Annotated in this window: 22 protein-coding genes; 13 read left to right on the top strand and 9 right to left on the bottom strand. The window is 72.7% G+C overall.

The features are described from left to right. The first annotated feature begins 147 nt into the window (after window positions 1-147). The 4 genes from ACWIYF_RS11475 (at window position 148) to ACWIYF_RS11490 (ending at window position 5,382) form a co-directional block, all read left to right on the top strand. Entirely contained in the window at window positions 148-2,250 is a 2,103-nt protein-coding gene (locus ACWIYF_RS11475) for a putative bifunctional diguanylate cyclase/phosphodiesterase (RefSeq protein WP_448628260.1), read from the top strand. Continuing rightward, window positions 2,247-3,071, top strand: a complete 825-nt coding sequence (locus tag ACWIYF_RS11480) for an HDOD domain-containing protein (RefSeq protein ID WP_448628261.1) — start codon at window positions 2,247-2,249, stop codon at window positions 3,069-3,071. The genes ACWIYF_RS11475 and ACWIYF_RS11480 overlap by 4 nt, the downstream gene beginning before the upstream one ends. A gap of 66 nt (window positions 3,072-3,137) precedes the next feature. Next, window positions 3,138-4,337, top strand: coding sequence for an acyltransferase family protein (locus ACWIYF_RS11485; RefSeq protein WP_448628262.1), 1,200 nt, complete (start codon window positions 3,138-3,140; stop codon window positions 4,335-4,337). Between the two features lie 64 nt (window positions 4,338-4,401). Then, window positions 4,402-5,382: a methyltransferase gene (locus ACWIYF_RS11490; protein ID WP_448628263.1), complete on the top strand. Its 981-nt coding sequence runs from the start codon at window positions 4,402-4,404 to the stop codon at window positions 5,380-5,382. 21 nt (window positions 5,383-5,403) lie between these two features. Here the strand turns inward: ACWIYF_RS11490 and ACWIYF_RS11495 are convergent, their stop codons facing one another. From ACWIYF_RS11495 to ACWIYF_RS11505, 3 genes are all read right to left on the bottom strand, one after another. Next, complete coding sequence (locus tag ACWIYF_RS11495) at window positions 5,404-6,552, bottom strand: acyl-CoA dehydrogenase family protein (protein WP_448628264.1); 1,149 nt, start codon at window positions 6,550-6,552, stop codon at window positions 5,404-5,406. Between the two features lie 7 nt (window positions 6,553-6,559). After that, window positions 6,560-7,735, bottom strand: coding sequence for an acyl-CoA dehydrogenase family protein (locus ACWIYF_RS11500; protein WP_448628265.1), 1,176 nt, complete (start codon window positions 7,733-7,735; stop codon window positions 6,560-6,562). Window positions 7,736-7,803: 68 nt separating this feature from the next. Next, entirely contained in the window at window positions 7,804-9,213 is a 1,410-nt protein-coding gene (locus tag ACWIYF_RS11505) for an MFS transporter (protein ID WP_448628266.1), read from the bottom strand. Window positions 9,214-9,249: 36 nt separating this feature from the next. On the opposite strand from ACWIYF_RS11505, the gene ACWIYF_RS11510 reads away from it, so the two are divergent. The 8 genes from ACWIYF_RS11510 (at window position 9,250) to ACWIYF_RS11545 (ending at window position 16,649) form a co-directional block, all read left to right on the top strand. Next, window positions 9,250-10,437: a low temperature requirement protein A gene (locus ACWIYF_RS11510; protein ID WP_448628267.1), complete on the top strand. Its 1,188-nt coding sequence runs from the start codon at window positions 9,250-9,252 to the stop codon at window positions 10,435-10,437. Between the two features lie 11 nt (window positions 10,438-10,448). Further along, window positions 10,449-11,135: an SDR family NAD(P)-dependent oxidoreductase gene (locus ACWIYF_RS11515; RefSeq protein ID WP_448628268.1), complete on the top strand. Its 687-nt coding sequence runs from the start codon at window positions 10,449-10,451 to the stop codon at window positions 11,133-11,135. A gap of 35 nt (window positions 11,136-11,170) precedes the next feature. After that, entirely contained in the window at window positions 11,171-11,938 is a 768-nt protein-coding gene (locus ACWIYF_RS11520; RefSeq protein ID WP_448628269.1) for an SDR family NAD(P)-dependent oxidoreductase, read from the top strand. Between the two features lie 17 nt (window positions 11,939-11,955). Then, window positions 11,956-13,116 carry a CaiB/BaiF CoA transferase family protein gene (locus ACWIYF_RS11525; protein WP_448628270.1) on the top strand — a complete coding sequence of 387 codons (1,161 nt, stop codon included), beginning with the start codon at window positions 11,956-11,958 and terminating at the stop codon, window positions 13,114-13,116. Then, window positions 13,113-13,877: a crotonase/enoyl-CoA hydratase family protein gene (locus tag ACWIYF_RS11530; protein WP_448628271.1), complete on the top strand. Its 765-nt coding sequence runs from the start codon at window positions 13,113-13,115 to the stop codon at window positions 13,875-13,877. The genes ACWIYF_RS11525 and ACWIYF_RS11530 overlap by 4 nt, the downstream gene beginning before the upstream one ends. Next, window positions 13,874-14,680: an acyl-CoA thioesterase gene (locus ACWIYF_RS11535; protein ID WP_448628272.1), complete on the top strand. Its 807-nt coding sequence runs from the start codon at window positions 13,874-13,876 to the stop codon at window positions 14,678-14,680. Before ACWIYF_RS11530 ends, ACWIYF_RS11535 begins: the two co-directional genes overlap by 4 nt. A gap of 40 nt (window positions 14,681-14,720) precedes the next feature. After that, window positions 14,721-15,866 carry a thiolase family protein gene (locus ACWIYF_RS11540; protein WP_448628273.1) on the top strand — a complete coding sequence of 382 codons (1,146 nt, stop codon included), beginning with the start codon at window positions 14,721-14,723 and terminating at the stop codon, window positions 15,864-15,866. Between the two features lie 126 nt (window positions 15,867-15,992). Next, on the top strand, window positions 15,993-16,649 hold the full coding sequence (locus tag ACWIYF_RS11545) for a DNA alkylation repair protein (RefSeq protein ID WP_448628274.1): 657 nt from the start codon (window positions 15,993-15,995) through the stop codon (window positions 16,647-16,649). Window positions 16,650-16,714: 65 nt separating this feature from the next. Here ACWIYF_RS11545 and ACWIYF_RS11550 read toward each other — a convergent pair whose 3' ends face one another. Beyond that, window positions 16,715-17,599, bottom strand: coding sequence for an SCO6745 family protein (locus ACWIYF_RS11550; RefSeq protein WP_448628275.1), 885 nt, complete (start codon window positions 17,597-17,599; stop codon window positions 16,715-16,717). 115 nt (window positions 17,600-17,714) lie between these two features. Then, on the bottom strand, window positions 17,715-18,086 hold the full coding sequence (locus tag ACWIYF_RS11555) for a hypothetical protein (protein WP_448628276.1): 372 nt from the start codon (window positions 18,084-18,086) through the stop codon (window positions 17,715-17,717). A gap of 711 nt (window positions 18,087-18,797) precedes the next feature. On the opposite strand from ACWIYF_RS11555, the gene ACWIYF_RS11560 reads away from it, so the two are divergent. Further along, complete coding sequence (locus tag ACWIYF_RS11560) at window positions 18,798-19,040, top strand: hypothetical protein (protein ID WP_448628277.1); 243 nt, start codon at window positions 18,798-18,800, stop codon at window positions 19,038-19,040. 187 nt (window positions 19,041-19,227) lie between these two features. Here ACWIYF_RS11560 and ACWIYF_RS11565 read toward each other — a convergent pair whose 3' ends face one another. The 4 genes from ACWIYF_RS11565 to ACWIYF_RS11580 all read right to left on the bottom strand — a co-directional run bounded on the left by ACWIYF_RS11565 (window position 19,228) and on the right by ACWIYF_RS11580 (window position 24,412). Beyond that, on the bottom strand, window positions 19,228-19,635 hold the full coding sequence (locus ACWIYF_RS11565; RefSeq protein WP_448628278.1) for a RidA family protein: 408 nt from the start codon (window positions 19,633-19,635) through the stop codon (window positions 19,228-19,230). A 236-nt stretch (window positions 19,636-19,871) separates the two neighbouring features. Beyond that, window positions 19,872-20,711, bottom strand: a complete 840-nt coding sequence (locus ACWIYF_RS11570; RefSeq protein WP_448628279.1) for a pentapeptide repeat-containing protein — start codon at window positions 20,709-20,711, stop codon at window positions 19,872-19,874. A gap of 541 nt (window positions 20,712-21,252) precedes the next feature. After that, window positions 21,253-23,442 carry an HNH endonuclease gene (locus tag ACWIYF_RS11575; RefSeq protein ID WP_448628280.1) on the bottom strand — a complete coding sequence of 730 codons (2,190 nt, stop codon included), beginning with the start codon at window positions 23,440-23,442 and terminating at the stop codon, window positions 21,253-21,255. A 79-nt stretch (window positions 23,443-23,521) separates the two neighbouring features. Beyond that, entirely contained in the window at window positions 23,522-24,412 is an 891-nt protein-coding gene (locus tag ACWIYF_RS11580) for a DMT family transporter (protein ID WP_448628743.1), read from the bottom strand. Between the last annotated feature and the right edge of the window lie 168 nt (window positions 24,413-24,580).

The following is a 24,580-nucleotide window of genomic DNA, read 5'->3' on the forward strand; positions in this document are numbered from 1 at the left end:
CCGGTGCTTCGCCTTCGGATCGTCGCACCCCTCGTTCGGGTGAGCCTGGTCGGTTCGGCGCGACCACCCGTCCGGAGCGGTCGATCACGCCCACGAGGAACCGATCGCGACGGTTCCGCATCGTCGCAACGAGCAGGAGGGAGGACCGTGGCCGCCACGCCCAGCTCGCCGGTCGGCGAGTGCGTGCCACCGGAGGTCGTCTCCTCCATCGTCTACAGCGCCACCGTCTCCGAGGGCATGGCGATCCTCGTCGCCGAGACCGTCGGGACCACCCCGCGGGTCACCTGGGGCAACCAGGGCGCGGTCAAGCTCCTCGGGTACGGGCTCGAGGACCTGCTCCGCCTGCCGGTCGAGAACCTTCTGCCGACGCTGCGCGGCAGCGAGCTCAAGCTGCTCCTGCGCCGCGAGCGGGTCGCGCAGATGACCTTGCCGGTGCGCACCGCGAGCGGCGCCACGGTCGAGTCCGTGGTCATCGCCACGCCTGCGCCCAGCGGGCGGATGTGGACGGTGCGCGTCGTCTCCACCACCAACGACCTCGAGCGGGCGCTGCGGGCGACCGCCGACGCGCACGAGCGGCGGTTCTCCACGCTCACCGAGCGCTCGCCGATCCCGATGCTGCTCTCGGAGCAGGGCATGCGGCTCGCGCACGTCAACGACGCGTTCTGCAGCCTGGTCGGACGCCGGGCCGAGCAGCTGCTCGGCACCGGCTGGATGAGCGCCGTGCACCCCGACGACCTCGACGCGGTCGTCGAGCAGGCCGCGCTGGCCCTCGAGGGCAGCGACGGGGAGGCCACCGCCCGCCTGGTTCGCGAGGACGGCGACGAGCGGACGACGGTTCTCCGCTTCGCCCACCTGATCACCCCCGGCGTCGGCGCCGGCTTCGTCGGCACGATCGAGGACATCACCGAGCGGCTGGCCTTCGAGGAGCGCCTGGCCCACCAGGCCAACCACGACCCGCTCACCGGGCTGCCCAACCGCACGCTGCTGGCCCAGTACGTCGCCGAGCGGTTCGTCGCCGGCCGCAGCGAGCTGGCCTGCCTGTTCCTCGACCTGGACAACTTCAAGGTCGTCAACGACTCCCTCGGGCACGCCGCCGGCGACGAGCTCCTGGTCGAGATCGCGACCCGGCTGACCGCCACGGTCCGCCCCGGCGACCTGGTCGCCCGCTTCGGCGGCGACGAGTTCGTCGTGGTCTGCGAGGGCGTCGACGAGGCCGACGCAGTCACCCTCGCCGAGCGGATCGGGCAGGCCATCTCCGCCCCGGTCGGCCTCGGCGGCGTCGACGTCCGGCCGCACGCGAGCGTCGGCGTCACCGTGCAGACCACGGAGCACGTGGAGGCCGACGAGCTCATCCGCGACTGCGACATCGCCATGTACCAGGCCAAGGCCGGCGGCAAGGGCCGGATCACCGTGCTCGACCAGCAGGGCCGCGCCGAGGCGCGGGACAAGCTGCGCCTGGTGGCCGACCTGCGCGACGCCATCGAGCGGCGCGAGATCACCCTGCTCTACCAGCCCATCTTCAGCGCCGGGGACGGCGAGCCGGTCGCCGTGGAGTCCCTGGCCCGCTGGGAGCACCCCGACCGCGGCCCGATCAGCCCGGCCACCTTCGTGCCCCTGGCCGAGGAGAGCGGGCTGATCGCCGGCCTGGGCCTGCTCGTGCTCGACGAGACCTGCCGTCAGCTCGCCGCCTGGGACGCCGAGCTCGGCCCGGCGGCGCCGATGCGGGCCAACGTCAACGTCTCGGCGCTGCAGCTCGACGAGAACCTGCCCGCGCAGGTGCGCGCGGCGCTGCACCGCCACGCGCTGCACCCGGGCCGGGTGTCGATCGAGATCACCGAGTCGGCCCTCATGGCCGACCCGGCGCTGGCCCGCGGGGTGCTCCAGCAGCTGCGCGACCTCGGCGTGGAGGTGGCCATCGACGACTTCGGCACCGGCTACTCCTCGCTGGCCTACCTGCGGCACCTGCCGGTCGACTGCCTCAAGGTCGACCGCTCGTTCGTCGCCGAGCTGGCCGAGGGCCACGCGGAGATCGCCTCGGCGGTCATCGCGCTGGCGCACACCCTCAACCTCTGCACCGTCGCGGAGGGTGTGGAGACCGTCGAGCAGGCCGAGGCCCTGGCCCGGCTCGGCGCGACCTACCTGCAGGGGTTCAGCCTCGGCCGGCCCATGACCGGGCCGGACACCGCCACCTGGTTCGCCGCCCAGCGGGACGACGCCCCGCCGGCCGATTCCCCGGAGCCCACCCCATGACCCCCCTCGTCGCCGTGTCCGCGCCGTCGTTCGACATCGAGCGGGTGCTGGCCAGCATCGACACCATGGCCGCGCAGAAGCCGGTCGCCGCGCAGATCGTCTCGGTCGCCAACTCCGACGACACCAGCGCCAAGCGGCTGGCGAACATCCTGGCAACCGACGTCGCCCTGGCCGGCCGGGTGATGAAGCTGGCCAACTCCGCCTACTTCGGCATGCGCGGGCGGGTCACCTCGCTTCAGTTCGCGGTCACCGTCGTCGGCTTCACCACGGTGCGGACGATGGCCACCGTCGCGCTGACCGACCTCGACGACGAGTCCCGGCTGCCCGAGGACTTCTGGTCGGTGTCCACCAGCCTCGCCCTGGCCGCCTCCACGCTGGCGCCGCGCTTCGGCGAGCGGCCGCCGGACGCCCTCTGCATCGGCCTGCTCGCGCAGATGGGCGCCGCGCTGCTGCACCACAACGACCGCGAGGGCTACGGGGAGCTGGTCGCGGCCGAGCCGACCTTCCTCGGCCGGCGCGCCGCCGAGGTGCAGCGCTACGGCATCCACGCGCTGCGGCTGACCGCCGTCGCGCTGGAGCAGTGGGGCTTCCCGGCCGGCATGGTCGCGGCGCTCAAGACCGTCGACGACCTCGGCGACCCGGGCGGCAGCCTGCTGCGCGCCTCCTTCGAGATCGCCGCCCGGCTGTGCACCGAGGACTACGAGCCGGTGCCGGTCAGCCGGCTGACCTGCGGTGTGCTGGGCGAGGAGGCGCTCCCGCCGGTGCTCGAGCAGGTCCGCGCCGACGCCGACGAGCTGCGCCGGGCGATGCTGGGGGAGTAGCCGAGGGCCTTCGGCCCTTCGGCCGCCGGTCGCCCGTCTGCCAGCGTGGCGGCGGGAGGACGGCGCATGGCGACGACACAGGCACCTCCGGGCGGCCTCGTGCGCTGGGCGGGGCTCGATCTCGCCCGCCTGGTCGTCGTGTCCGGCCTGATCTTCTTCCATGCCGCGCTGGTGTTCGCCACCGACGACGACTTCTACGTCAAGAACGACCGCACCACTGACGTGCTGACCCCGATGGCGGCGCCGGTCGTCATCTGGGCGATGCCGCTGCTGTTCCTCGTCTCCGGCGTCGGCACGTGGTTCGCGTGGCAGCGCGCCGGCGGGGCCGCCTTCGTCCGCCGGCGGCTGCGGCGCCTCGCCGTCCCGCTCGTCGCCGGCACCGTGCTGCTCGTCCCGCTGCCCGTGTGGCTGCGGCTGCGCGCCGACCCCGGCTACACCGAGTCCTACGCGGAGTTCTGGCCGCGCTTCTTCCGCGTGCGGGTCGACTGGTCGGAGTTCCCCTTCCTGCTGCGCCCGGCGGCCGACGGGCGCGCGTTCGAGACGGGCCACCTGTGGTTCCTCGTGCTCCTGCTCCTGTACTCCCTGGCCGCGGTGCCCGTGCTGAGCCTGCTGTGCCGCGGGCGCGCGATCGAGCGGCTGGCGGCCGGCGTGGGGCGGCGAACGGTGCTCGCGCCCGCGGTCGTGATCGCCGCGGTGACGGCCGGACTCGGCGTGGACCAGGGGATCGCAGCGTGGAACGAGGTTGCCTACGGGCTGTTCTTCGCCGCCGGCCTGGTGCTGGCCGCGGACGACCGGATCCGCGTCGCCGTCCGTCGGGCGGTGCCGGTGGCCGGGGCGGTGGGACTGGCGGCGTTCCTGGCCGCCGGGGCGTTGCTGGTGCTGCGGATGGGCCAGGAGGGCGCCGATCCGCTGGTCGATCGCGACCCGGTCAGCCTGATCGGCCGCGGCTGCTACGGCGTCGCGGGCTGGTGCGTCACGCTCGCGATCACCGGCCTGCTGCTCGGCGGGGGGCGGCCGGCGGACGCCGCGCCGTCGTCGGGGCGTGGCCGCCGGCTGGCCGCCTACGCCCGCCCGGCGGTGTTGCCCTGGTACGTGCTGCACCAGCCGGTGGTCGTGGCCGTCGCCTTCGTCGTCGTCGGGTGGTCGGCACCGCCCGTGGCGAAATACGCGCTCATCTGCGCCTTCTCGGTGCTGATCACGCTGGCCGCCTACGACCTGCTCGTGCGCCGCTGGCGGGTGACCCGGTGGCTGTTCGGGATGTCCTGAGGCGAGGAGGCGTTGGGCGAGCAGCAACTGTCGCCCGCGCGGCACGCGGGCCAGGATCGCCGGCATGGACGCGGTTCCGCGGATGCGGGCGATGCTCAACGGTTTCCAGGTGTCCTACGCGGTCTCGGCCGCCACGAGCCTCGGACTGTCCGACCTGCTCGCGGTCGGGCCGCGCACGGTCGCCGAGCTGGCCGAGGCCACCGGCACCCACGAGCCGACGCTGCGGCGGCTGATGCGCGCGCTCGCCGCGGTGGGCGTCTACGAACACGCCGGCGACGGCAGGTTCGCGCTGACCGAGCTCGGCGCCACGCTGCGCCGGGACGTGCCCGGCTCGCTCGCGGGGTGGGCCGAGCTCATCGGGCGGCCCTCCTACGTCGCCGCCTGGACGGCGCTGGCCGACAGCGTCCGCACCGGGGACAACGCCTTCGCCCGCGTGCACGGCACGTCGGTCTGGGAGTTCCGCGCCCGCCGCCCGGCGGAGCAGGAGATCTTCGACCGGGCGATGACGTCGCTGTCCGCCGCCGTGGCCGACGCGGTGGCCGCCTCCTACGACTTCGGCCGGTTCGGCACCGTCGTCGACGTCGGCGGGGGCCGGGGCGGACTGCTGACCGCGGTGCTCGCCCGGCACCCCACGGTGCGTGGCGTGCTGTTCGACCAGCCCGACGTCGTCGCCGCGGCGGGGCTCGGGGAGCGGTGCACGGCCGTCGGCGGCGACTTCTTCGCCGGCGTTCCCGAGGGCGGCGACGCCTACGTGCTCAAGGCCGTGATCCACGACTGGCCGGACGAGGAGGCGGTGGCGATCCTGGCGAACTGCCGCCGGGCCATGGCGCCGTCCGGGGTCCTGCTGCTCGTCGAGCAGCTGCTCGACCTCGCGCCGGACCCGGTGCGGACGGCGTTCTCGGACCTGAACATGCTGGTCGCCCCGGGCGGCCGCGAGCGCGAGCTGGACGAGTACGGCACCCTGCTGTCCGCCGCCGGGTTCCGGCTGGGCCGGGCCGTGCCCACCGGCACGGACGTGTTCGTGATCGAGGGCTTCCCCGACTGATGCCGGGGAAGCCCCCGATCCTCAGGCGTAGGGCGCGCCGAGCGGGTCGACCGTCGGGTAGGTGTCGACGGCGGCGGCCAGGCGGGCCAGCGCCCAGTCGCCGTCCCCGAGGACGTGGTCGATCGCGGTCAGCCGGCTGGTGTAGTGGCCGACCTTGTACTCCGCCGTGACGCCGATGCCGCCGTGCAGCTGGATGGCGTCCTTGCCGATGTGCCGCGCGGCCCGGCTGGTCTGCAGGCGGGCCCGCTCGGCGGCGGTGACGACGTCCCCGCCGGCGTCGATCACCAGCGACGCCCACAGGACGATGCTGCGGGCCAGCTCCAGCGACACGTACATGTCCGCGGCGCGGAAGGTGAGCGCCTGGAACTTGTTGAGCGTGACGCCGAACTGCTTGCGGGTCTTGAGGTACTCCGTCGTCGTGGTGAGCGCCGTCTGCATCGCGCCGACCGCCTCGTGCGCGTAGGCGATCCGGGCCTCGGCCAGCGCGCGCTCGATCGCGGCCGTCTGGTCCGAACCGCCGGCGCCGAGCGGCTCGGCCGGCGTGCCGGCGAACTCGACCTTGGCCGCCCGGCCGCCGTCGTGGGTGCGGTAGCCGGTGCGGGTCAGCCCGTCGGCATCCCCGCGGACGACGAACAGCCGCGTGCCGCCGCCGGCGACCGCGCTGACCACCAGGACGTCGGCGCGGGCTCCGTTGAGCACGGGCTCCTTGACGCCGGTCAGCCGCCAGGTGCCGCCGTCCTCGGTGGCCTTGACGCCGCTGGCGGTGGGGGTCCAGCGGGTGCCCGGCTCGGCGTGCGCGAACGCCGGGATCAGCGTGCCCTCGGCGAGACCGCCGAGGAGCTCCTCGCGCTGCGCCGGGGTGCCCTCGGCTCCGATCAGGCCGCCGGTGAGGACGACCGCCTCGACGAAGGGCTCGGGCGCGATGACCTTGCCGATCTCCTCGGCCACGATCGCGACCTCGACCGGCCCGGCGCCCATGCCGCCGGACTCCTCGGGGAAGGGCAGCCCGAGCAGGCCCATCTCGGCCATCCGCGCCCAGGTCTTCTCGTCGAAGCCGGGATCGGCGGCCACGACCCGGCGACGCTGCTCGCTGTCGCCGTACGCGCGGGTCAGCAGCCCGCTCACCGCCTCGCGGAGGGCGTTCTGCTCGTCGTCGTAGGTGAAGTCCACGGTGAGATCACAACCCCAGGATCGTGCCGGCGATGATGGTGCGCTGAACCTCGTTCGAGCCGCCGTAGATGGTGACCTTGCGGTAGTTCAGATACTCGGGAGTAGCGGCCCGTGCCCACTCGGGGACGTCGGAGCCGTCGTCGGCGTACGACGCCAGCGACAGCGGGCCGGCGAGGTCGACGAGCAGCTCGGTGGCCGCCTGCTGCAGCTCCGAGCCGCGCAGCTTGAGGACCGACGACGCCGGGTGCGGCCGGCCGTCGGCGGAGTGGGCGACCACACGCAGCGCGGTGAGCTCGAGGGCGAGCAGCTCGTTCTCGAGCTCGGCGATCCGGGCGGTCGTGAACGGGTCCTCCGACAGCGGGGTGCCGCCCACGACGATGCTGCGCGCGTGCTGCTTGGCGTCGCTGAGCAGCCGCTTGGTGTGGCCGACCCGGGCGATGCCGACCCGCTCGTTGCCGAGCAGGAACTTGGCGATCGTCCAGCCCTGGTTCTCCTCGCCGACCAGGTTCTCGGCGGGCACGCGGACGTCCTCGAAGAAGACCTCGTTGACCTCGTGGGTGCCGTCGAGCAGCTCGATCGGCCGCAGGGTGACGCCGGGGCTGTCCATCGGGAAGACGAGCATCGAGATGCCGCGCTGCTTCTTCTCCGCGGTCGGGTCGGTGCGGACCAGGCAGAAGATCCAGTCGGCGTGCTGGCCGAGCGTCGTCCACGTCTTCTGCCCGTTGACGATGTACTCGTCGCCCTCGCGAACGGCGGTGGTCCGCAGCGACGCCAGGTCGGAGCCGGCGTCGGGCTCGGAGAAGCCCTGGCACCACCAGATGTCCATGTTCGCCGTCGCGGGCAGGAAGCGCTCCTTCTGCTCCGGCGTGCCGAAGTGGGCCAGCACCGGGCCGATCATGCTGGCGTTGAAGGCCAGCGGCTCGGGGACGGCGGCCAGCTGCATCTCCTCCCGCCAGATGTGGCGCTGCAGCGGCGTCCAGTCCCTGCCGCCCCACTCGACCGGCCAGTGCGGCACGGCCAGGCCCGCGGCGTTGAGAGTGCGCTGGCTCTCGACGTACTGGTCCTTGGTCAGGTGGCGGTGGGCCGCGACCGTGTCGCGGATCGACTGCGGCACCTGGGTCGTGAAGAAGGTGCGCATCTCCTCCCGGAAGGCCTCGTCCTCCGGGGACAGCTGCAACCGCATCGGACCTCTACTCCCTGACGGCGTCCTCGCCGTCGTCGACCGTGGATTCCCCGACGATCCCACACGTCCTACCGCCCGGTAACCCGGGCGTCGGCGACCGCGGGCTCGGCGCCGGCGGTGCGGCGCAGCAGCGCCCCGGTGAGCGCCGCGGTGACCAGCGCCACCGCGCACGCGACGGCGGCGATGGCGGTGTACCCGCCGCTCGCCGGGACGCCGCCGCCCTCCGGCCTGGCGGCCTCGAGCAACGTGGCGGTCAGCGCGCTGCCGGTGGCGAAGCCGACGTAGCGCAGCACCTGGTTGAGGCTCATCGCGCTGCCGGTCTCGCTCGGCGGGACCGCCTGCGTGATGAGGCCGGGGAACGCCGAGAAGGCGCCGCCCACGCCGACCCCGGAGACCCCCATCAGCACGAACAGCTCCCACAGGTGGCCGCGGGCGGTGGCGAACAGGACCGCGGCGACGGCGACGACCAGCGCGCTGGCCGGCAGCACCAGGTGCCCGCGGCCGCGGACGACGAGCGCGCGGGCGGCCCGGCCGGCGAGCAGGCTCCCCGCCGAGAACGGCAGCAGGATCAGCCCGGAGAGCACCACCGAGGCCCCGAAGCCGTACCCGGACGACGTCGGCGTCTGGGCGAGGAAGGTGACCGCGGCCAGCAGCAGGTAGTTGGCCAGACCGATCAGCAGCGCGGCGGCGTGCGCGACGGCCGCGCTGCGGCCGCGCGCCAGCCGCAGGTCCACGAGCGGTGCGGGGGTGCGCAGCTCCCAGAGCGCCCACGCGGTCAGCGTCAGGACGGCGACGGCGGCGAGGGCGAGCAGCCACGGCGTGCCCCAGCCCTGCGCCTCGCCCTCGCTCAGGTACATCAGCCCGCAGGCCAGCCCGGTGCCCAGCAGCAGCCCGCCGACCGCGTCGAGCCGCGTGGCGGGGCGCCGAGGCGACGGCGGGAGGACGACGGCCGCCGCGACCAGCGCGACCGCGGGCACCGCCGCGCCGAACCAGAACGCCGTCCGCACCCCGCCGAGCTCGGCGATCGCCCCGGTGAGCGGATAGCCCAGGCCCAGCCCCGCGGCCGTGGTGATCGACAGCGCGGCCGCAGTCAACCGGGCCCGCGGGCCGGGCAGCTCGTCGCGGGCCGTGGCGATGGCGAGCGGGGTGAGGCCCAGCCCGAAGCCCTGCAGCCCGCGGCCGGCGATCAGCCAGCCGAGGCCGAGCGGCAGGGCGGCCAGCACGCCACCGGCCACGACGACCGCGAGCACCGCCAGCACGACGGCCCGCCGGTGCCGTCCGTCGCCCAGCCGGCCGACGACCGGCGTCGCGACCGCGCCGACGACGAGGGTGACGGTGAGCGTCCACTGTGCGTCTGCCAGGGAGGCACCGGTGTCGCGGGCGATGGCCGGCACCAGCGGGGCGCCGAGGCTGCTGATCACGGCGACGCAGGTGCTGAGGAAGATCAGCACGGGTACCAGGGCGCGCGGCGCGGCCATGGGGAGCGGGCCCTCCTCGGGGGTAGGGGAGCTGCCGTGATCCTTCGTACTCTCCGCGAGCACGGACTCCTGCGCCCGCCCGGGTTGCAGACCGACGACGAGCGCACCGCCTCGCGGCTCGAGCTCTTCTTCGACCTCGCCTTCGTGCTCGTCCTCGCCGAGCTCGCCGGCCGGCTGCGGGAGGACGTGGGCTGGCACGGGACGCTCGTCTTCGCCGGGCTGTTCGCCACCGTGTGGTGGGCGTGGACCAGCGCCACCCTCTACGCCAACCGCTTCGACCACGACGACGTCCTCTTCCGGCTGTACAAGCTGGGCGGGATGGCCGCGGTCATCGGGCTGGCCGCGAGCGCCGCCGAGGCGACCGGCGCCCGGCTGGGGATCTTCGTCGGCTGCCAGGTGGCGCTGCGGTTGCTGCTGCTCCTGCAGTACGGGCGCGCGCACCGGCACGTCGAGCAGGCGCGGCCGGTCGTCCGGCTCTACCTCGCGGGCACCGCCGTCGGCACCCTGCTCTGGGCGGTCTCGCCGCTGCTGCCGCGGCCGGTGTGCTTCGCCCTGTGGGCGGCCGCCGTCCTGGTCGAGGCGGTGGTGCCGCTGCTGGTCACGCGGGCGAAGACCGACGTCCCCCTGCACCTGGAGCACCTGCCGGAGCGCTTCGCGCTGCTGGTCATCCTCGTGCTCGGCGAGTCGATCGCGGCGATCGCGAACGGGCTGATCGACGCGGAGTGGACGGCGCCGGCGGTGGCGGTCGCCGTCGTGTCGTTCGTCCTGGCCGCCGGACTGTGGTGGAGCTACTTCGACCTGGCCGGCGCCGGGGCCAAGCGGCTGCTCAACCGCACCCGCGGCCACCGCAGCGAGGTCGCCCACGACGTCTACGTCTTCGGGCAGCTGCCGCTCTGCCTGGCCCTGGCCGCGATCGGCGCCGGGATCGAGCTGGGCGTGGTCGAGGGCGGCCGCGGCGAGGTGCCGCCGGCGACCCGGCTCCTGCTGGCCGGCGGCGTGGCCCTGTACTTCCTCGCCATGAGCGCGACCAACAGCGGCATGTCCGGGCGGTGGCGCAGCGGCTGGTGGTGGCCGGCCGGGGCCGCGGCGATCGCCGCCCTCGACGCCACGCTGCAGCTGCCCGCCGTCGTGGTGATCGGCGGGCTCGCCCTGCTGGTGCTCGTCGTGGTCGCCATCGGGACGGTGCAGCGCGCGACCGGCCGGCTGGCGGCCGACCCCGTCTAGGGTTCCGGCCCATGACCAGCGCGGCGGACGGGCTCGTCGTCGTCACCGGGGCGGCCGGTGCCCTCGGGCGGGCGGTGCTCACGGAGTTCCGGTCGGCGGGGCGGACCGTCGTCGCCCTCGACCGGGCGGGGGAGCGGCTCGACGAGGTGGGCCGGGAGGACGGCGTGCACGCGGTCGCCGCCGACCTGGGCGACCGCGCCTCGGTCGCGGACGCCTGGTCGCGGATCGACCGGATCGGCGTCCCCGCCTCGCTGGTCGCGCTGGCCGGCGGCTTCCGGCCGAGCTCGCTGGCCGACCTCACCGAGGAGCTGTGGGACGAGATGTGGCGGTCCAACGTCGCCTCGCTGCTGTGGTGCGCCCAGCAGGCCGCGCCGCGGATGACGGGCGGCGGGACGATCGTGGCCGTCGGCTCGAAGACCGCCGTCGGCGGCAAGGCTCCGCTGGCCCACGCCACGAGCAAGGCGGCGGTCGTGCGCATGACCGAGCTGCTCGCCGAGGAGCTGCGCCCGCAGGGGGTGCGGGCCAACGCCGTCCTGCCGTCGGTGATCGACACCCCGGCCAACCGGTCGTGGATGTCGCCGGAGCTGGCCGCCCGCGCGGTCGCGCCGGCGGCGATCGCCCGGGTGATCGCGTTCCTCGCCGGGCCGGACTCCGCGCCCACGAGCGGGGCGCTGGTCCCCGTCTACGGGGACGCCTGAGGCCGCCGCCCGGGCCCGCCCTAAGCTGCGCCGGCATGCGGATCGAGGGCATCTCGGCACTGGTCACCGGCGGCGCCTCCGGGCTGGGGCTGGCGACGGCGCGGCGCCTGGTGGACAGGGGCGCGGCGAGCGTCGTCCTGCTGGACCTGACCGCGCCGGACGACGACGTGCTGGCCGAGCTGGGCACCGCCGCGGCGTTCGTGGCCGGCGACATCACCGACGAGGCCGCCGTCTCGGCCGCGCTCGACGCGGCCGAGGAGGCCGGCCCGGTGCGCGCGGTGGTGCACTGCGCCGGCCGCGGCGGGGACCGGGTGCGGATCATCGACCGGCAGCGGCAGCCGGGGCCGCTGGAGACCTTCGAGCAGGTGCTCCGGGTGAACCTGACCGGCACGTACAACGTGCTGCGCCTGGCCGCGGCCCGGATGAGCGGCAACGAGATCGAGGACGGCGACCGCGGCGCGATCGTGCTCACCGCGTCCGTGGCGGCGTTCGACGGGCAGATCGGGCAGACGTCGTACGCGGCGTCGAAGGCCGGCGTCCACGGGATCACCCTCGTCGCCGCCCGCGACCTGGCCAGCTGGGCGATCCGGGTGAACACCATCGCCCCCGGCGTCTTCAACACCCCGATGCTCGCGCGGCTGCGCGACGACATCCGCGAGGGCCTGGCCCAGTCCGTGCCGCACCCCAAGCGGCTCGGCGACCCGGAGGACTACGCGCACATGGCGGTGAGCCTGCTGGAGAACGGCTACGTCAACGGCCACACCGTGCGGCTGGACGGGGCCATCCGGATGGCGCCCCGCTGATCGGTACGGTCGCCGACATGACGCAGGCCTCAGGACCGCTCGCGGGCATCCGGGTCGTCGAGCTGGCCGGGATCGGGCCCGGCCCGTACGCCTGCATGCTGCTGGCCGAGCTCGGCGCCGACGTCGTCCGGGTGGACCGGCCCCGCGGGGCGCGGCTGTTCCCACCGGAGAAGGAGGCGCTGCACCGCAGCCGGCCGTCCGCGGCCGTCGACCTCAAGAGTCCCGCGGGGCGGGACGTCGTCCTCCGGCTGGCCGGGTCCGCCGACGTCCTCGTGGAGGGGCTGCGACCCGGGGTGACCGAGCGGCTCGGGATCGGTCCCGACGACTGCCTGGCCCGCAATCCGCGGCTGGTGTACGCCCGGATGACCGGCTGGGGGCAGGACGGGCCGCTGGCGGACCGCGCCGGGCACGACATCAACTACCTCGGGCTCACCGGGGCGCTGCACGCGATCGGCACGGCGGACAAGCCCATCCCGCCGCTGAACATCGGCGCGGACTTCGGCGGCGGCTCGATGTTCCTGGTCGTCGGGGTCCTGGCCGCGCTGCTCGAGCGGGCGACCAGCGGCCGGGGCCAGGTCGTGGACGCGGCGATGGTGGACGGCGCCAGCTCCCTGATCACGATGGTCCACGGGATGCTCGGCGCGGGTCTGTGGCGCGACCGCCGGGAGAGCAACCTGCTCGACGGCGGCGCGCCGTTCTACGACACCTACCGCTGCGCCGACGGCCGCCACATGGCCGTCGGCGCGCTGGAGCCGCAGTTCTACGCGCAGTTCGTCGCCGGCCTCGGCGTGGACCTGCCGGGCGGCCAGCACGACGTGGCGCAGTGGCCGGAGCACCGTCGGCTGATCGCCGAGGCGTTCGCGTCCCGGACGCGGGACGAGTGGACGGCGGTGTTCGACGGGACCGACGCGTGCGTGACGCCGGTGCTGAGCCTCACCGAGGCGCCGCGGCACCCGCACCTGGCCGCGCGCGGCACGTACGTCGAGACGGCCGCCGGCCCACAGCCCGCGCCGGCACCGCGGTTCTCGCGGACACCGGCCGCGGTGCGCAGCGCGCCGCGGGCGCCCGGCCACGACACCGTGGCCGCGCTGAGGTCATGGGGCTTCGCCGAGGAGGAGGTGACGGCCCTGCTGGACAGCGGCGCGGTCGTGCAGAGCGAGAGGGAGGACATGCGGTGAGCGACGAGGTGCTGGTCGAGCAGCGGGACGGCGTGCAGATCATCACGATCAACCGGCCGGAGGCGAAGAACGCGCTGAACAAGGCGGTCGCCGAGGCGGTGGCCGCGGCCGTGGACGAGCTGGACGCCTCCGACGAGCTGCGGGTGGGCGTGCTGACCGGCGCCGGCGGCACCTTCTCCGCCGGCATGGACCTCAAGGGCTTCCTCCGCGGGGAGACGCCGGCGATCGAGGGCCGGGGGCTGTGCGGCATCACGCAGACGCCGCCGCGCAAGCCGCTGATCGGCGCCGCGGAGGGCTGGGCGCTGGCCGGCGGGTTCGAGCTGCTGCTCGCCTGCGACCTCGTGGTGGCGGCGGAGACCGCGCGCTTCGGTGTGCCCGAGGTGAAGCGGTCGCTGGTCGCCGCGGGGGGTGCGGCGCTGCTGCTGCCCAAGCGGGTGCCCTACGCGCTGGCGCTGGAGATGCTGCTCACCGGCGACCCGCTGACCGCGCCGCGGGCGGCGGAGATCGGCCTGGTCAACCGGCTGGCGCCGGAGGGCGGTGCGCTGGACGGCGCCCTGGCGCTCGCGGCGACGATCGCCGCGAACGGGCCGCTCGCGGTGGCGGCGACCAAGCAGATCGCGCGCAGCACGGTCGACTGGGACTTCTCCGAGGGCTGGATCCGTCAGGCGGAGATCACCGGGCCGGTCTTCGCCAGCGAGGACGCGCGGGAGGGCTCGACGGCCTTCGCCGAGAAGCGGGCGCCGGTGTGGAAGGGCCGTTGACCGAGCACAGCGTGCTCGACGTCCTCGACCTCGAGGAGATCGACCGGGACCTCTACCGCAGCAGGCTGCTGTTCGCCGACCCGTTCCCGCTCTACGGCGGGCAGGTGGCGGCGCAGGCCTTGCTCGCCGCCGGGCTGACCGTGCCCGACGGCCGGCTGCCGCACTCGCTGCACGGGTACTTCCTGCGCAGCGGGGACGCCGCCCGGCCGGCCGTCTTCCGGGTGGACCGGGACCGCGACGGGCGGTCGTTCTCCGCCCGCCGGGTGGTCGCGATCCAGGGCGGCGAGGTCATCTTCAACATGTCGGTCTCGTTCACCGGCGAGGGGCGGGGGCCGGACGTCGCCGTCGACCCGGCGCCGCAGGCCGAGCACCCGGACGAGCTGCCGGAGCACACCCTGCCGCGGCTGTTCGCCTTCGAGGGACGGCGGCCGTCGCAGCCCTACGCCGAGGCGCACTGGCCGACCCGGTTCTGGGCGCGCAGCGCCGCACTGCCGGACGACCCGCTGGTGCACGCGTGCGCGCTCACCTACCTGTCCGACATCGGCACCGGGCTGTCGGCGCTGCCCGAGGACGAGGCGAGCCCCGGCCCGAGCCTGGACCACGCGATCTGGTTCCACCGGCCCGCCCGGATGGACGACTGGATGCTCATGGACCTGGTGCCGCGCTCGGTCGCGGCCGGCCGTGGCTGGTACACGGGGACGCTGCACACCGTCGAGGGGGTGCTCGCCGCTAGCTTCGTCCAGGAGTCGCTGTTCCGACCCGGCCCCAACCCGTTCCGCCGGAACGAGCGCTCCTCGTCCTAGAGTGCGAGGCAGTCACAGCGCCGTGGAGAGGCAGAGAACAATGCGGGACGCAGTCATCGTCGAGGCCGTGCGGACGCCGGTCGGCAAGCGCAACGGGGGGTTGTCCGGGGTGCACCCGGCGGACCTGTCCGCGCACGTGCTCAACGCGCTCGTCCAGCGGGCCGGGGTCGAGCCCGGCGTCGTGGACGACGTGGTCTGGGGCTGCGTGTCCCAGGTGGGCGAGCAGACCTTCGACATCGCCCGGACGGCGGCGCTCGCCGCGGGCTGGCCGGAGTCGGTCACCGGGGTGACCGTGGACCGGCAGTGCGGCTCGTCGCAGCAGTCGGTGCACTTCGCCGCGGCCGGCCTGGTCGCGGGGCACTACGACGTCGTCGTCGCCGGCGGTGTGGAGTCGATGAGCCGGGTGCCCATGGGCTCCTCCATCGGGGAGGGCGGCCGGCCGTTCCCGCAGGCCTTCCTCGACCGCTACGACGGCGTCCTCCCGAACCAGGGCGTCGGCGCGGAGATGATCGCCGAGCGGTGGGGCTTCTCCCGCCAGCAGCTCGACGAGTACTCGGTGGCCTCGCACGAGAAGGCCGCCGCGGCTCGCGACGAGGGCCGCTTCGACGCGCAGATCGCGCCGGTGACCACCGACGCAGGCGTGGTGCAGCACGACGAGGGCATCCGCGAGTCGACGGTCGAGAAGCTCGGCACGCTCAAGACGGTCTTCAAGCCCGAGGGCGGCGTGATCACCGCGGGCAACTCCTCGCAGATCTCCGACGGCTCGGCCGCGCTGCTCATGACCACGTCGGAGAAGGCCCGCGAGCTCGGGCTGACCCCGATCGCCCGGGTGCACACCGCCGTCCTGGCCGGCGCCGATCCGGTGATCATGCTGACCGCGCCGATCCCGGCCACGCAGAAGGCGCTGGCCAAGTCGGGGCTCTCGATCGACGAGATCGGCGCGTTCGAGGTCAACGAGGCCTTCGCCCCGGTGCCGCTGGCGTGGCTGGCCGACCTCGGTGCCGACGCCAAGGCGCTCAACCCCAATGGCGGGGCCATCGCGCTCGGTCACCCGCTGGGCGGCTCCGGCGCCCGGCTGATGACCACGCTGGTGCACCACATGCGCGACAACGGCATCCGCTACGGCCTGCAGACGATGTGCGAGGGCGGCGGCCAGGCCAACGCCACCATCCTCGAGCTCCTCTGAGCTCCTGACGGCCACCGGCCGGCGTGCCCTGTGCGCGCCGGCCGGTCGTGCGTTCAGCCGCCGCCCGCTCCCACATGCCATGGACAGGAGGCTCGGATGGCCCAGACGGCGGTGAGCGGGGCGACGGTGGCCGAGGTGATGGCCGAACTGGCCGGGCTCGAGGACCCCAGGATCCGCGAGGTGAACGCCAGGCACGGTGACGACCACGGCGTGAACCTCGGACAGCTGCGCGCGCTGGCCAAGCGGCTGAAGACCCAGCAGGAACTCGCGCGTGAGCTGTGGGACACGGGTGACAGCGCGGCGAGACTGCTGGCGCTCCTGATCTGCCGCCCGAAGGCGTTCGACCGGGACGAGCTGGACGCCATGCTGCGTGAGGCGCGCACTCCCAAGGTGCACGGCTGGCTCGTGAGCTACGTGGTGAAGAAGAGCCCGCATGCCGAGGAGCTGCGCCTTGCCTGGTTCGCCGACCCGGAACCCGTGGTCGCGAGTGCGGGCTGGGCGCTGACCACCGAGCGGGTGGCGAAGAAGTCCGAGGGGCTCGACCTCGCGGGACTCCTCGACCGCATCGAAGCGGACATGAAGGAGGCCCCGGAGCGCCTGCAGTGGGCGATGAACCACTGCCTCGCCCAGATCGGGATCGAGCACGCCGAGCACCGCGCCCGAGCGATCGACATCGGGGAGCGCCTGGAGGTGCTCAAGGACTATCCGACGCCCCCGAACTGCACGTCCCCGTTCGCGCCGATCTGGATCACCGAGATGGTGAGCCGGCAGGTCACCACATGAGCCGCCTGGGCCGCGCATCAGCCGACGAACGCCATGGCTGACGACTCGGGACCCGCGCCGTCGTCCTAGTCCGGTGCGGCGAGGAGCAGCTCGGCAAGCGGCTCCAGAGAGACCATGAGTTCATCGAGCTGGTCAGGCTCGAGGCACTCGTAGGGCTTCGTCGCGAGTTCATCGGTGAGCGCCTCGACCCGCTGCTTGACGGCGCGACCCGATTCGGTCAGCCAGCCGTCTTCCCCGATCAGGTCACGGCGGCGCATCCCGTCGATCACCTCGGCACGCTGAGCAGCAGGCAGGTGGTGGAGGCGTCCGAACTTCTCAGCCGGCATGCCCATGTCGAGGGCAAAGAGGACGTGCGACTCGAGGCCGCCGACGCCCTCGACCCTCAGGGCCGCGATGTGCCCGTCGCCGCGGTGCTCGCGCAGGAGGGACGCTGCGTGAAACAGGCGGCCGACCGCGTCCTCAGGCACCGGGAGCGCGCGGAGCGCGGCGTACATCGGTCGCCCCTCGGACGGGGTGCTGGTCGCCGTCTTCAGCAACAGGTCGGCGGCGCGGGCGAAGGCGGGCGAGTCGATGCGATCGCCGAGGATCCGCCGGAGCGCGTTTCCGCAACCCAACTGACGAGCCGCGATCGCTGCTTCGGGGGTGGTCGTACGCCACACCTTCGGAATGTGGCGGGCCACCTCGCCCGGAGCAAAGTTGTAGAAGAGCGCGTCCACCACCTCTGCCGTAGCGAGGCCCAGGGGTGCCGCGCGTCCGGCGAAGTAGGTGTCCCAGTAGTTGGTGAATCCCAGGGCGAACATCGCCTCGTTGGGTTCGTGGGTCGAGTACGGGACGACACCGATCGGCTCGACGAGTTCGAACATCCGCCGAGCGATCGAACGCATCGTCGACGCCTCCCGCCGTAGGGCCGGCGCTTGATCCTGAACAGTCACGAGCACTTGGACGATCACGCGCCGCTGAACTCATCGCAGAGGGCCGTCCGGCACCTCATCGACGGACCTCCACGATCGCTCGACTGGAGCTACTGGCGTCCCTGAGCGGCCACTTGAGGACAGGTCCTTGAGGTCAGGGCTTCGACCTAGCCGCCGCCATGATCACGCTCGCGATCCCGTCGGCTCGGCTGCGAAGACGCAGCCACGTTGCCAGCGGCGACTTCCCCCCGATGAATGCCGGAGAATTGTACTTCGCGCCGTGGAGGGTCTCCACGGTCAGGCCTGAGTCGGTAGGCGTCACGCTGACGATGTCAGCCAGGGCGATGACCCGAGTAGTGAGCATGTACCGCATGACGAGTTCACTGCGGCGCAACTCCATGCGCCCTCTGAGGGCAAGGGCTGCAAGGACCGCGGCAAGGGCAATCAGCAGCGCGCGATACCCGATGTCCTCGACGTCGTAGGTGCCCGAGCCGTCCGGGGCAGCGCCGTGAACCCCTCGTCCCACGGCACTGCCGCGCCACCAACAAAGAAGACCGCAAAGAGAACCAGGAAGACGCGGGCGAGGACAGGGGCACGCCAACACGCGAGCGCCGTAGGACATACCCACTTCACCGGCCGAGCCCAAGCCGCCGTTCAGGCGAGCCGGCCGGCGTCCCAAAGTGGCCCACTTTGGGACAGTGGCAGGACGGGCCACCAGCCTCATGTCGCCGTCACCCGTTGAGGTGGAAGCGGGCGGGCGAAGTGCGCGGACGATGGCGCCTGTTCGACCGTCGCTGTAGGACCTACGGAATGAGCACGTCGCTGTCGTGGCTGGTGCTGGTGCTCGCCATCCCTCTCACAATCACGCCAACGTTCATGGTTGTTCCTCGGTCGGGTACTCGCCGCGTCCCGTTCGTGGTTGGCGGAGCCCGACCGCCTTGGTGGGCAACCACTCTTTCATTAGTGGGTATACCGCTGTTCTTCCTTGGGGCCCGCGGCGCCGCCGCTGGTGCCAACCCCTGGCCCTACTTCCTCGGAGCCCTAGGCACCTCCCTGCTTTTGCAGCTCGGGCTGGTACTGCGACACAATAGGCGTGCGGAGTCGCCCTGAACGGGTCCACTTTGAGACATCAGCCGCAACGACTCAGCTCGCATTGACGTCCCCCGAGCGAGTGGACTGTGAAGCTCCTAGCTGGACTCCACCCTGTGCGCCGGTGCCGCCTCGTAGATTGTCTCCCATGTCCGCTGACCGCCGCAGCTCTGACGGCTTGAGCGGCCTTGGGTTTCAGGCGGTGCTAGCCGTGCTCGTCATCGGCAACGTCGTCAATTTGTGGTCTCCATCGACTCTCGCGAAGCACTTCGCATCGTTCGTCGCTATCTACTTGGTGGCCTCGATCGTCTCATTCGGGATGACCGGCCGCGCCGCCGGACCCGCGACGGCAGCAAGCCTGAGTGAGTGGCCAGGCGCTCGGGCCGCGTGAAGTCTGCGAGGCCCGGCCAAGCCCGTTGTAGGACTCACGCCGGCGGTATCCCAAAGCGGCCCACTATGGGATTCGGCGTCTCGAAGTGGGACCGCGCTGATGATCTCCAAAACTATGCGGGCAACACAAGGTCGCGCTATGCAGCGATGGAGCCGGAGTGGCCGTCACGCGGCTCAGGCAAACGCCCCTATTCGAGCACGGCGATCCCGGCGATCTCCAGCAGCTGCGCAGGGTGGAACAGCCGCTCGACCTGCAACCAGGTGCTGGTCGGCGCCTGCCCGGCGAACGCCGAGGCGAACACATCGGCGTGCTTGGCGAGCTCGTCCATGTCGGTGGTGTAGACGGTCTGGGACACGAAGTGGTGGAAGGTGGCTCCCTGCTCAGCCAGGCAGCGGCGCAGTATCTCCAGGCACCACTCGAGCTGGGCGCGCATGTCGTTCTCGCCGACGACTTGGAGGTCGGCCAGGCTCCCCCGTAGCGGGGTGACCCCCGAGAAGTAAACCGTGTTCCCGGCCTTGATCGTCTGCGTGAACGAGAAGGTCACGTGCACCTCCTCGGCCAGGTAACCGATGTCGGGGTTGCTGCGCTCGATCATCGGAGTGCTCCCTCCTGTCGCGGGAAGGGCAGCGTATGCCCCGCGCGCGGCACGCGGTCACGCCTTGACCGTCTGCGGAGGAGACAAGCGAGCCCGAGCGCGGCTGCCCCTGAGGCCGCCCTCACGGCCGGGCGGTCCGGTGTCTCATGGCGGCCCACCTAGAGACACACCGTTCGGCTGGAGCATCGTCACGCCAGATAGGTCCATACGGGTCGACTCAAATTGCATGGCGTTCGCTACTCCGCCTGGAGACCGGAGCTTCCCGCAAAAACGCCAAGGATGGCATTGGACCCATGCTTCACGTTATCGAAAGTGATGTTGGCGGCACTGTCCACGGTAGCGTCTTGAAAGTTGGCAGGGCCTAACCTTGTGCCCGCAAACCTGACTTCGCCGCTGATGAATGCAGCTCCTTCGAAACTTACCTCTCGCGCTTTGCTGAAGTCCGTTCGATGGAACTTTACTTCTCCGCCTTCGAATGTCGCCTTGCCGAAGCTTACGCCTGTTCCCTGGAAGACGGTCCCCGTGAGATCAAAGCTTCTGTCGACAAACCGGGCACGATGGAAGCTTACCCAACCGCCCTCGAACCGCGCATGACTAAGGTCGCCATAGTCAAAAATGGCGCCTTCGAAACTGAACACAAGATTCGTCCATCGCTTCCGCCGGTCAGAACCACGAAGGTTGTTCCGGATGATCCGGACTATCGCCCTTCGAACCTCCCGGTCGCCTTCACGATACTTCGGGTCACTGGGATCGACAGCGTGGGGCAAGCGCACATACCCACACAAGACATCTACGCACATCTGACGGTATTCGTGCCAGTCGTCTGCCAGGCCGCTCATAGCATAGGCACCCGCTATCCGAGTGGCCGCTGACTCGGCTCCCAGCTGCTCGGCAGCGGCACTATAGCGGTCAAGGAACTGGCGTTCATCTAATCTTCGCGCCTCGCCTTCCGAGAGGCGTTGCTTGCGATACGCATAAACGCCCGTTAGCACAGCGCCCCAAAAAGCTAGGACCGCGATCGTCGTCCTTATCAGTTCCAGTTCGAGGTTGCTCGCCGCGTTATCGTCGATGGCCACGCCTGTTGAGGAGGACGGTGATTGAGTGCTAATGGAGGGTGAGGTGAATGTCGGGACGGAGGGGGTAGCGGACGGCGGGCTAGTTGGAGCCGGACCTGGGGTGACTGTTGCAGATGTTTGGGGCGGCGACATCTCGCGCTCGGCAATGCCTTGAATGCCACTGTACGCGATCCACGCGAACACCCCAGCGAAGGAGACCGCCGTTAGGACGGCGACCGGGACGGGCCAGAGCCGAGGCGTGTACCTCTTCTTGCGTCTCCAGCGGTCAAGCCAGGGAAAGCGGTCGAGAAATTTATCGAACATGGCACCATCGCTTGCTAACTCGGACCACAACGCCTTGAGGTTGCTGAAGTTCAGAGGGAATGGCGGCTACAAGGATCCGCTAGAGGGGAGTCCCGAGAGGGCGGGACGCACTCTAGCGTCAACCATCGCTGCGACGATGCGCGGCCGTTGCAGGCGCAGAGCGAACTTCGGCGACGCCTTGCCTCGCTGCCGAGAGTGTCCCTAAGGCCGCCCTCAGGGCGAGGTTGCCGTAGCGACATCAGAACGGCGGGGCCTCGGTGGTGGCGGTGATGTCGGAGGGCGTGGTGACGACGAGGGTGCCGTCGTCGGTCATGTCGTAGCGAAAGCCGGGGGCCTGGTGCTTGCCTCGGTGGTCGCCGGTGCAGAGCCCGGCCAGGTTGGTGACGTCGGTGGGGCCGTCCGGCCAGCGCACCCGGTGGTCGAGTTCTCCCCTGGACACGGGCAGCCGACAGCCGGGGAAGCGGCAGCGCTGGTCCCGGAGCCGGAGGAACCGGTCGAGTTCGGCGCTGGGTCGGTAGCCGGCGGTCGGCGGCGGCGCCCCGAGCCCGGGGCGGACGGTGAGGTCGTGCCCGCAGCGCTCGGGGTGGCGGCGGCAGGCACGTCGGCCGCAGTGCGCGACCCGGCGCAACCCGGTCAGGTCGGTCAGCGACACGAGCGCCCCGGAGACGGCGTCGACAAGAGCAATGCGCGGTCTCTCCGCGAGCCCGCCACCGGTGCTGCGGACCAGCAGGTCGGCAAGGGCCTGCCGGTCTGCGTCCGTGGCGACGGCCAACGCCGCCAGCGCGTCCTGCGCGGCGTCCACCCGTCCACCGCTGCCGGCGCGCCAGGCGGTCTCGTCAGCGGCATCGGCCATCGCCGCGGTGCGCACCAGCCGCCGGGCGCGGGCCAGCGCCCTCAGGGCGTCGACCACCGCCTGATTCGCGTCACTCACGGCCTGATCGGCGGCCCCCCACCACGCACACCCCGGCGGCGGGTCGACCGGTGGATCGGACCGGTCCTCCGGAGGATCGGGATCGGTGATCCGACCCGCTTCGAACTCCGCCCACCAGTGGTCCTGCGCATCGGCCAGCTCTCGCTCGAACGCCAGGTCGATCTCACCGGCGGCCAGCCGGGCATCTACCGAGGCGAGCATCGCGGCCTGCGGCATCGGATCCGGATCGTCGAACTCCCCGGCCAGGAGTCGCCGTTCCCAGTCCGACTCCCACTTCGCCAGCGCCGCGCGCATCTCCGGCTCCCACGGCTCCCAGCCGGGATCATCGAGGTACCGGTCTCCGGCGCCCGCGTCGGCCTCGCAGCCGGAGCCGGAGTCCGCGTCGGCACCAGCCGCGGTGTCGGCAGCTCCGGCATCCACCGGCCCGGTGTCGGTGAGGTGGCGCAGCTCCTCGAGAACGCCGTCGCCGAGGCCGGCACCGGCGAGGGCGTTGAGCACCTGCCGCGCCGTCTCTGCCGACACCACCCGCCCGTTCAGCGAGGCCGGGGCGTCTCCACCGAGTGCGGTCTGCACGCTGGCGACCAGGGTGAGCACTACCTGCACCGGCGGGGTCGCGCTCGCGCCCGGCCGCAGCACCAGGTCCAGCAGCACGTCGAGCATCTTCTGCGCCCGGGTGCGGGCATCCGCGGCATCGCGGGGGAGTGCGTCCACACAGGCCGACAGGGCGGCGTGCAGCGCCTCGATCTCCGGCACGGTGCCGACCACCCCCAGGCCGGCCAGGCCCTCACCCCACTCGTGCTGGCGGAACACCCCTCGGTCAGCCATCGCCTTCAGAGCCCGCTGTGCGGCATCGCGGGCGTCGCGCCGGGTCACCACCCGCAGCACCTTGTCCGCCAGCTGGGCCGGCACGGTGATGGTGCTCCTGGCCGCCCGGGCGGCGACCCAGCGCAGCACCTCCGCCTCGATCTCCGCGCGCAGGCGGTCATCGGCGATCACGGCGACGCGCTCGACCAGTGGCCGCAGGTGTTCCGGAGTGAGCAGGCCGCCCTCCAGCGCCGCCAGCGTGCCGGGCAGTTTCTGGACCAGGGTGCGCGATTCGTCCAGCAGCCCCTCGGCGCGGCCCCGCCCGCGGACCAGGCCGATCGAGGCCTCCTGCGCCGCCCACTCGCTGACGGGCCGGAGCGTCTCCGGCCGCGAGGCCCACCGCTCCGGGCTCATCGCCCCGCGCTCGCCCTGCGCCCGGTCCGCCGACGCCGGCCGGCTCTCGGAGAACTCGGCCAGAGCCCGCGCCCGCACCGCGAACAGCCGCGCGATCTCCCGATCCGCCGCCTGTGCCGCACCGAGGGGACCCTCACCGAGCCCGGTCTGCGGGGTGAACGCCGGCCACTCCGTGGAGGATTGCTCGGCGCCGGCGCGGCGGTCGCGCGCCTCCGGCCGGCGTGCGGCGACCGTCCCGCTCGCGTCCTCGGTCACCGCGCCGCCCATGTAGTCGATCATACGTTCGAACCGGGTGCTGGGCAAGTTCTGGAGCCACGAAGTCGCAGGTCAGCGGTCTGTGGGCGCAGGGCCGGAACTGTCAGCGGGGCAGGCTAACTGCGCCGGCGTCGGCCCGTAGGCGAGGCCGGCGGAGCCGGATCGGACGACGGCAGCCCTCGCCGGTGCGGGCCAGGAGGACGACGCCGGCCGCGGCCACCACGGCGGCCGGCAGCCACACGGCCGCGTGCCCCGGCTCCAGGCGCTCGCCGAGCAGCAGCCGCGCCGCCGGCACCGCCGCGACCGGGTCGAGCAGGATCAGCGCCGGCAGCGACCACGCCAGCGAGCCGCGCGAGTAGGCCTGCTGCCCGCCGATCTGCGCGACCACCGCCGTGATCAGCGCACCCCACAGCGCGCTCCCGGCGAGGGCGGGGACCAGCCCCTCGGCCGACAGGGTCCGCAGACCGACGGAGATGAGGACGGCGGCGATCCCCGCGGCGGTGCCGGCGGCCGCCCCGCACAGCAGCGCGCCGTGGGGCCCGTACTTGAACAGGCTCGCCAGCCCCGCCACCAGCAGCACCGCGACGGCGACCGCGACGGCCACGGCGACGGTGGAGGGCAGCCGCTCCGCGTCGTCCTTCGACGGGCGGGCGGCGACCAGGAAGACGGCGAGCCCGCCGGTCGTCAGCACCGCACCGAGCACCTCCAGCCGCACCGGCCAGCAGCGGCGGCGCACCGACCGGATGGCGAGCGCCACGACCAGGCCCCCGGCGAGCACCGGCTGCACGACCGCGACCGGCGCGAACGCCAGCGCCACCACCTGGGACGCCGTCCCCAGCACGGTCGCGCTCTGCCCGGCGATGAACGCCGGCCGCGTCAGCAGCCGGCGCATGCGCAGCGTGCCGTCGACCGTGCTCTCCTCCGCGGCTTCGTGCTGCAGGACCGCGCCGACGGCGAACAGCACCGCGGCCAGCGCGGCGATCGCCGTCCCCAGGCCGTACCCGGCGTCCGGTGCCGCCGCTGCTCAGCCAGCATGCGACGGCTATTCCCCTCCCGGCCGCGGACGTCACACGCGCCACGGGAGCGGCGGCGCGTACAACCGGCCGAGTGGCCGCTGGCGTAGGTTCAGCCCGACATGCGGCGGGAGGTGCCCGCCGGACGA

It is taken from the genome of Geodermatophilus sp. URMC 64, assembly GCF_053502555.1.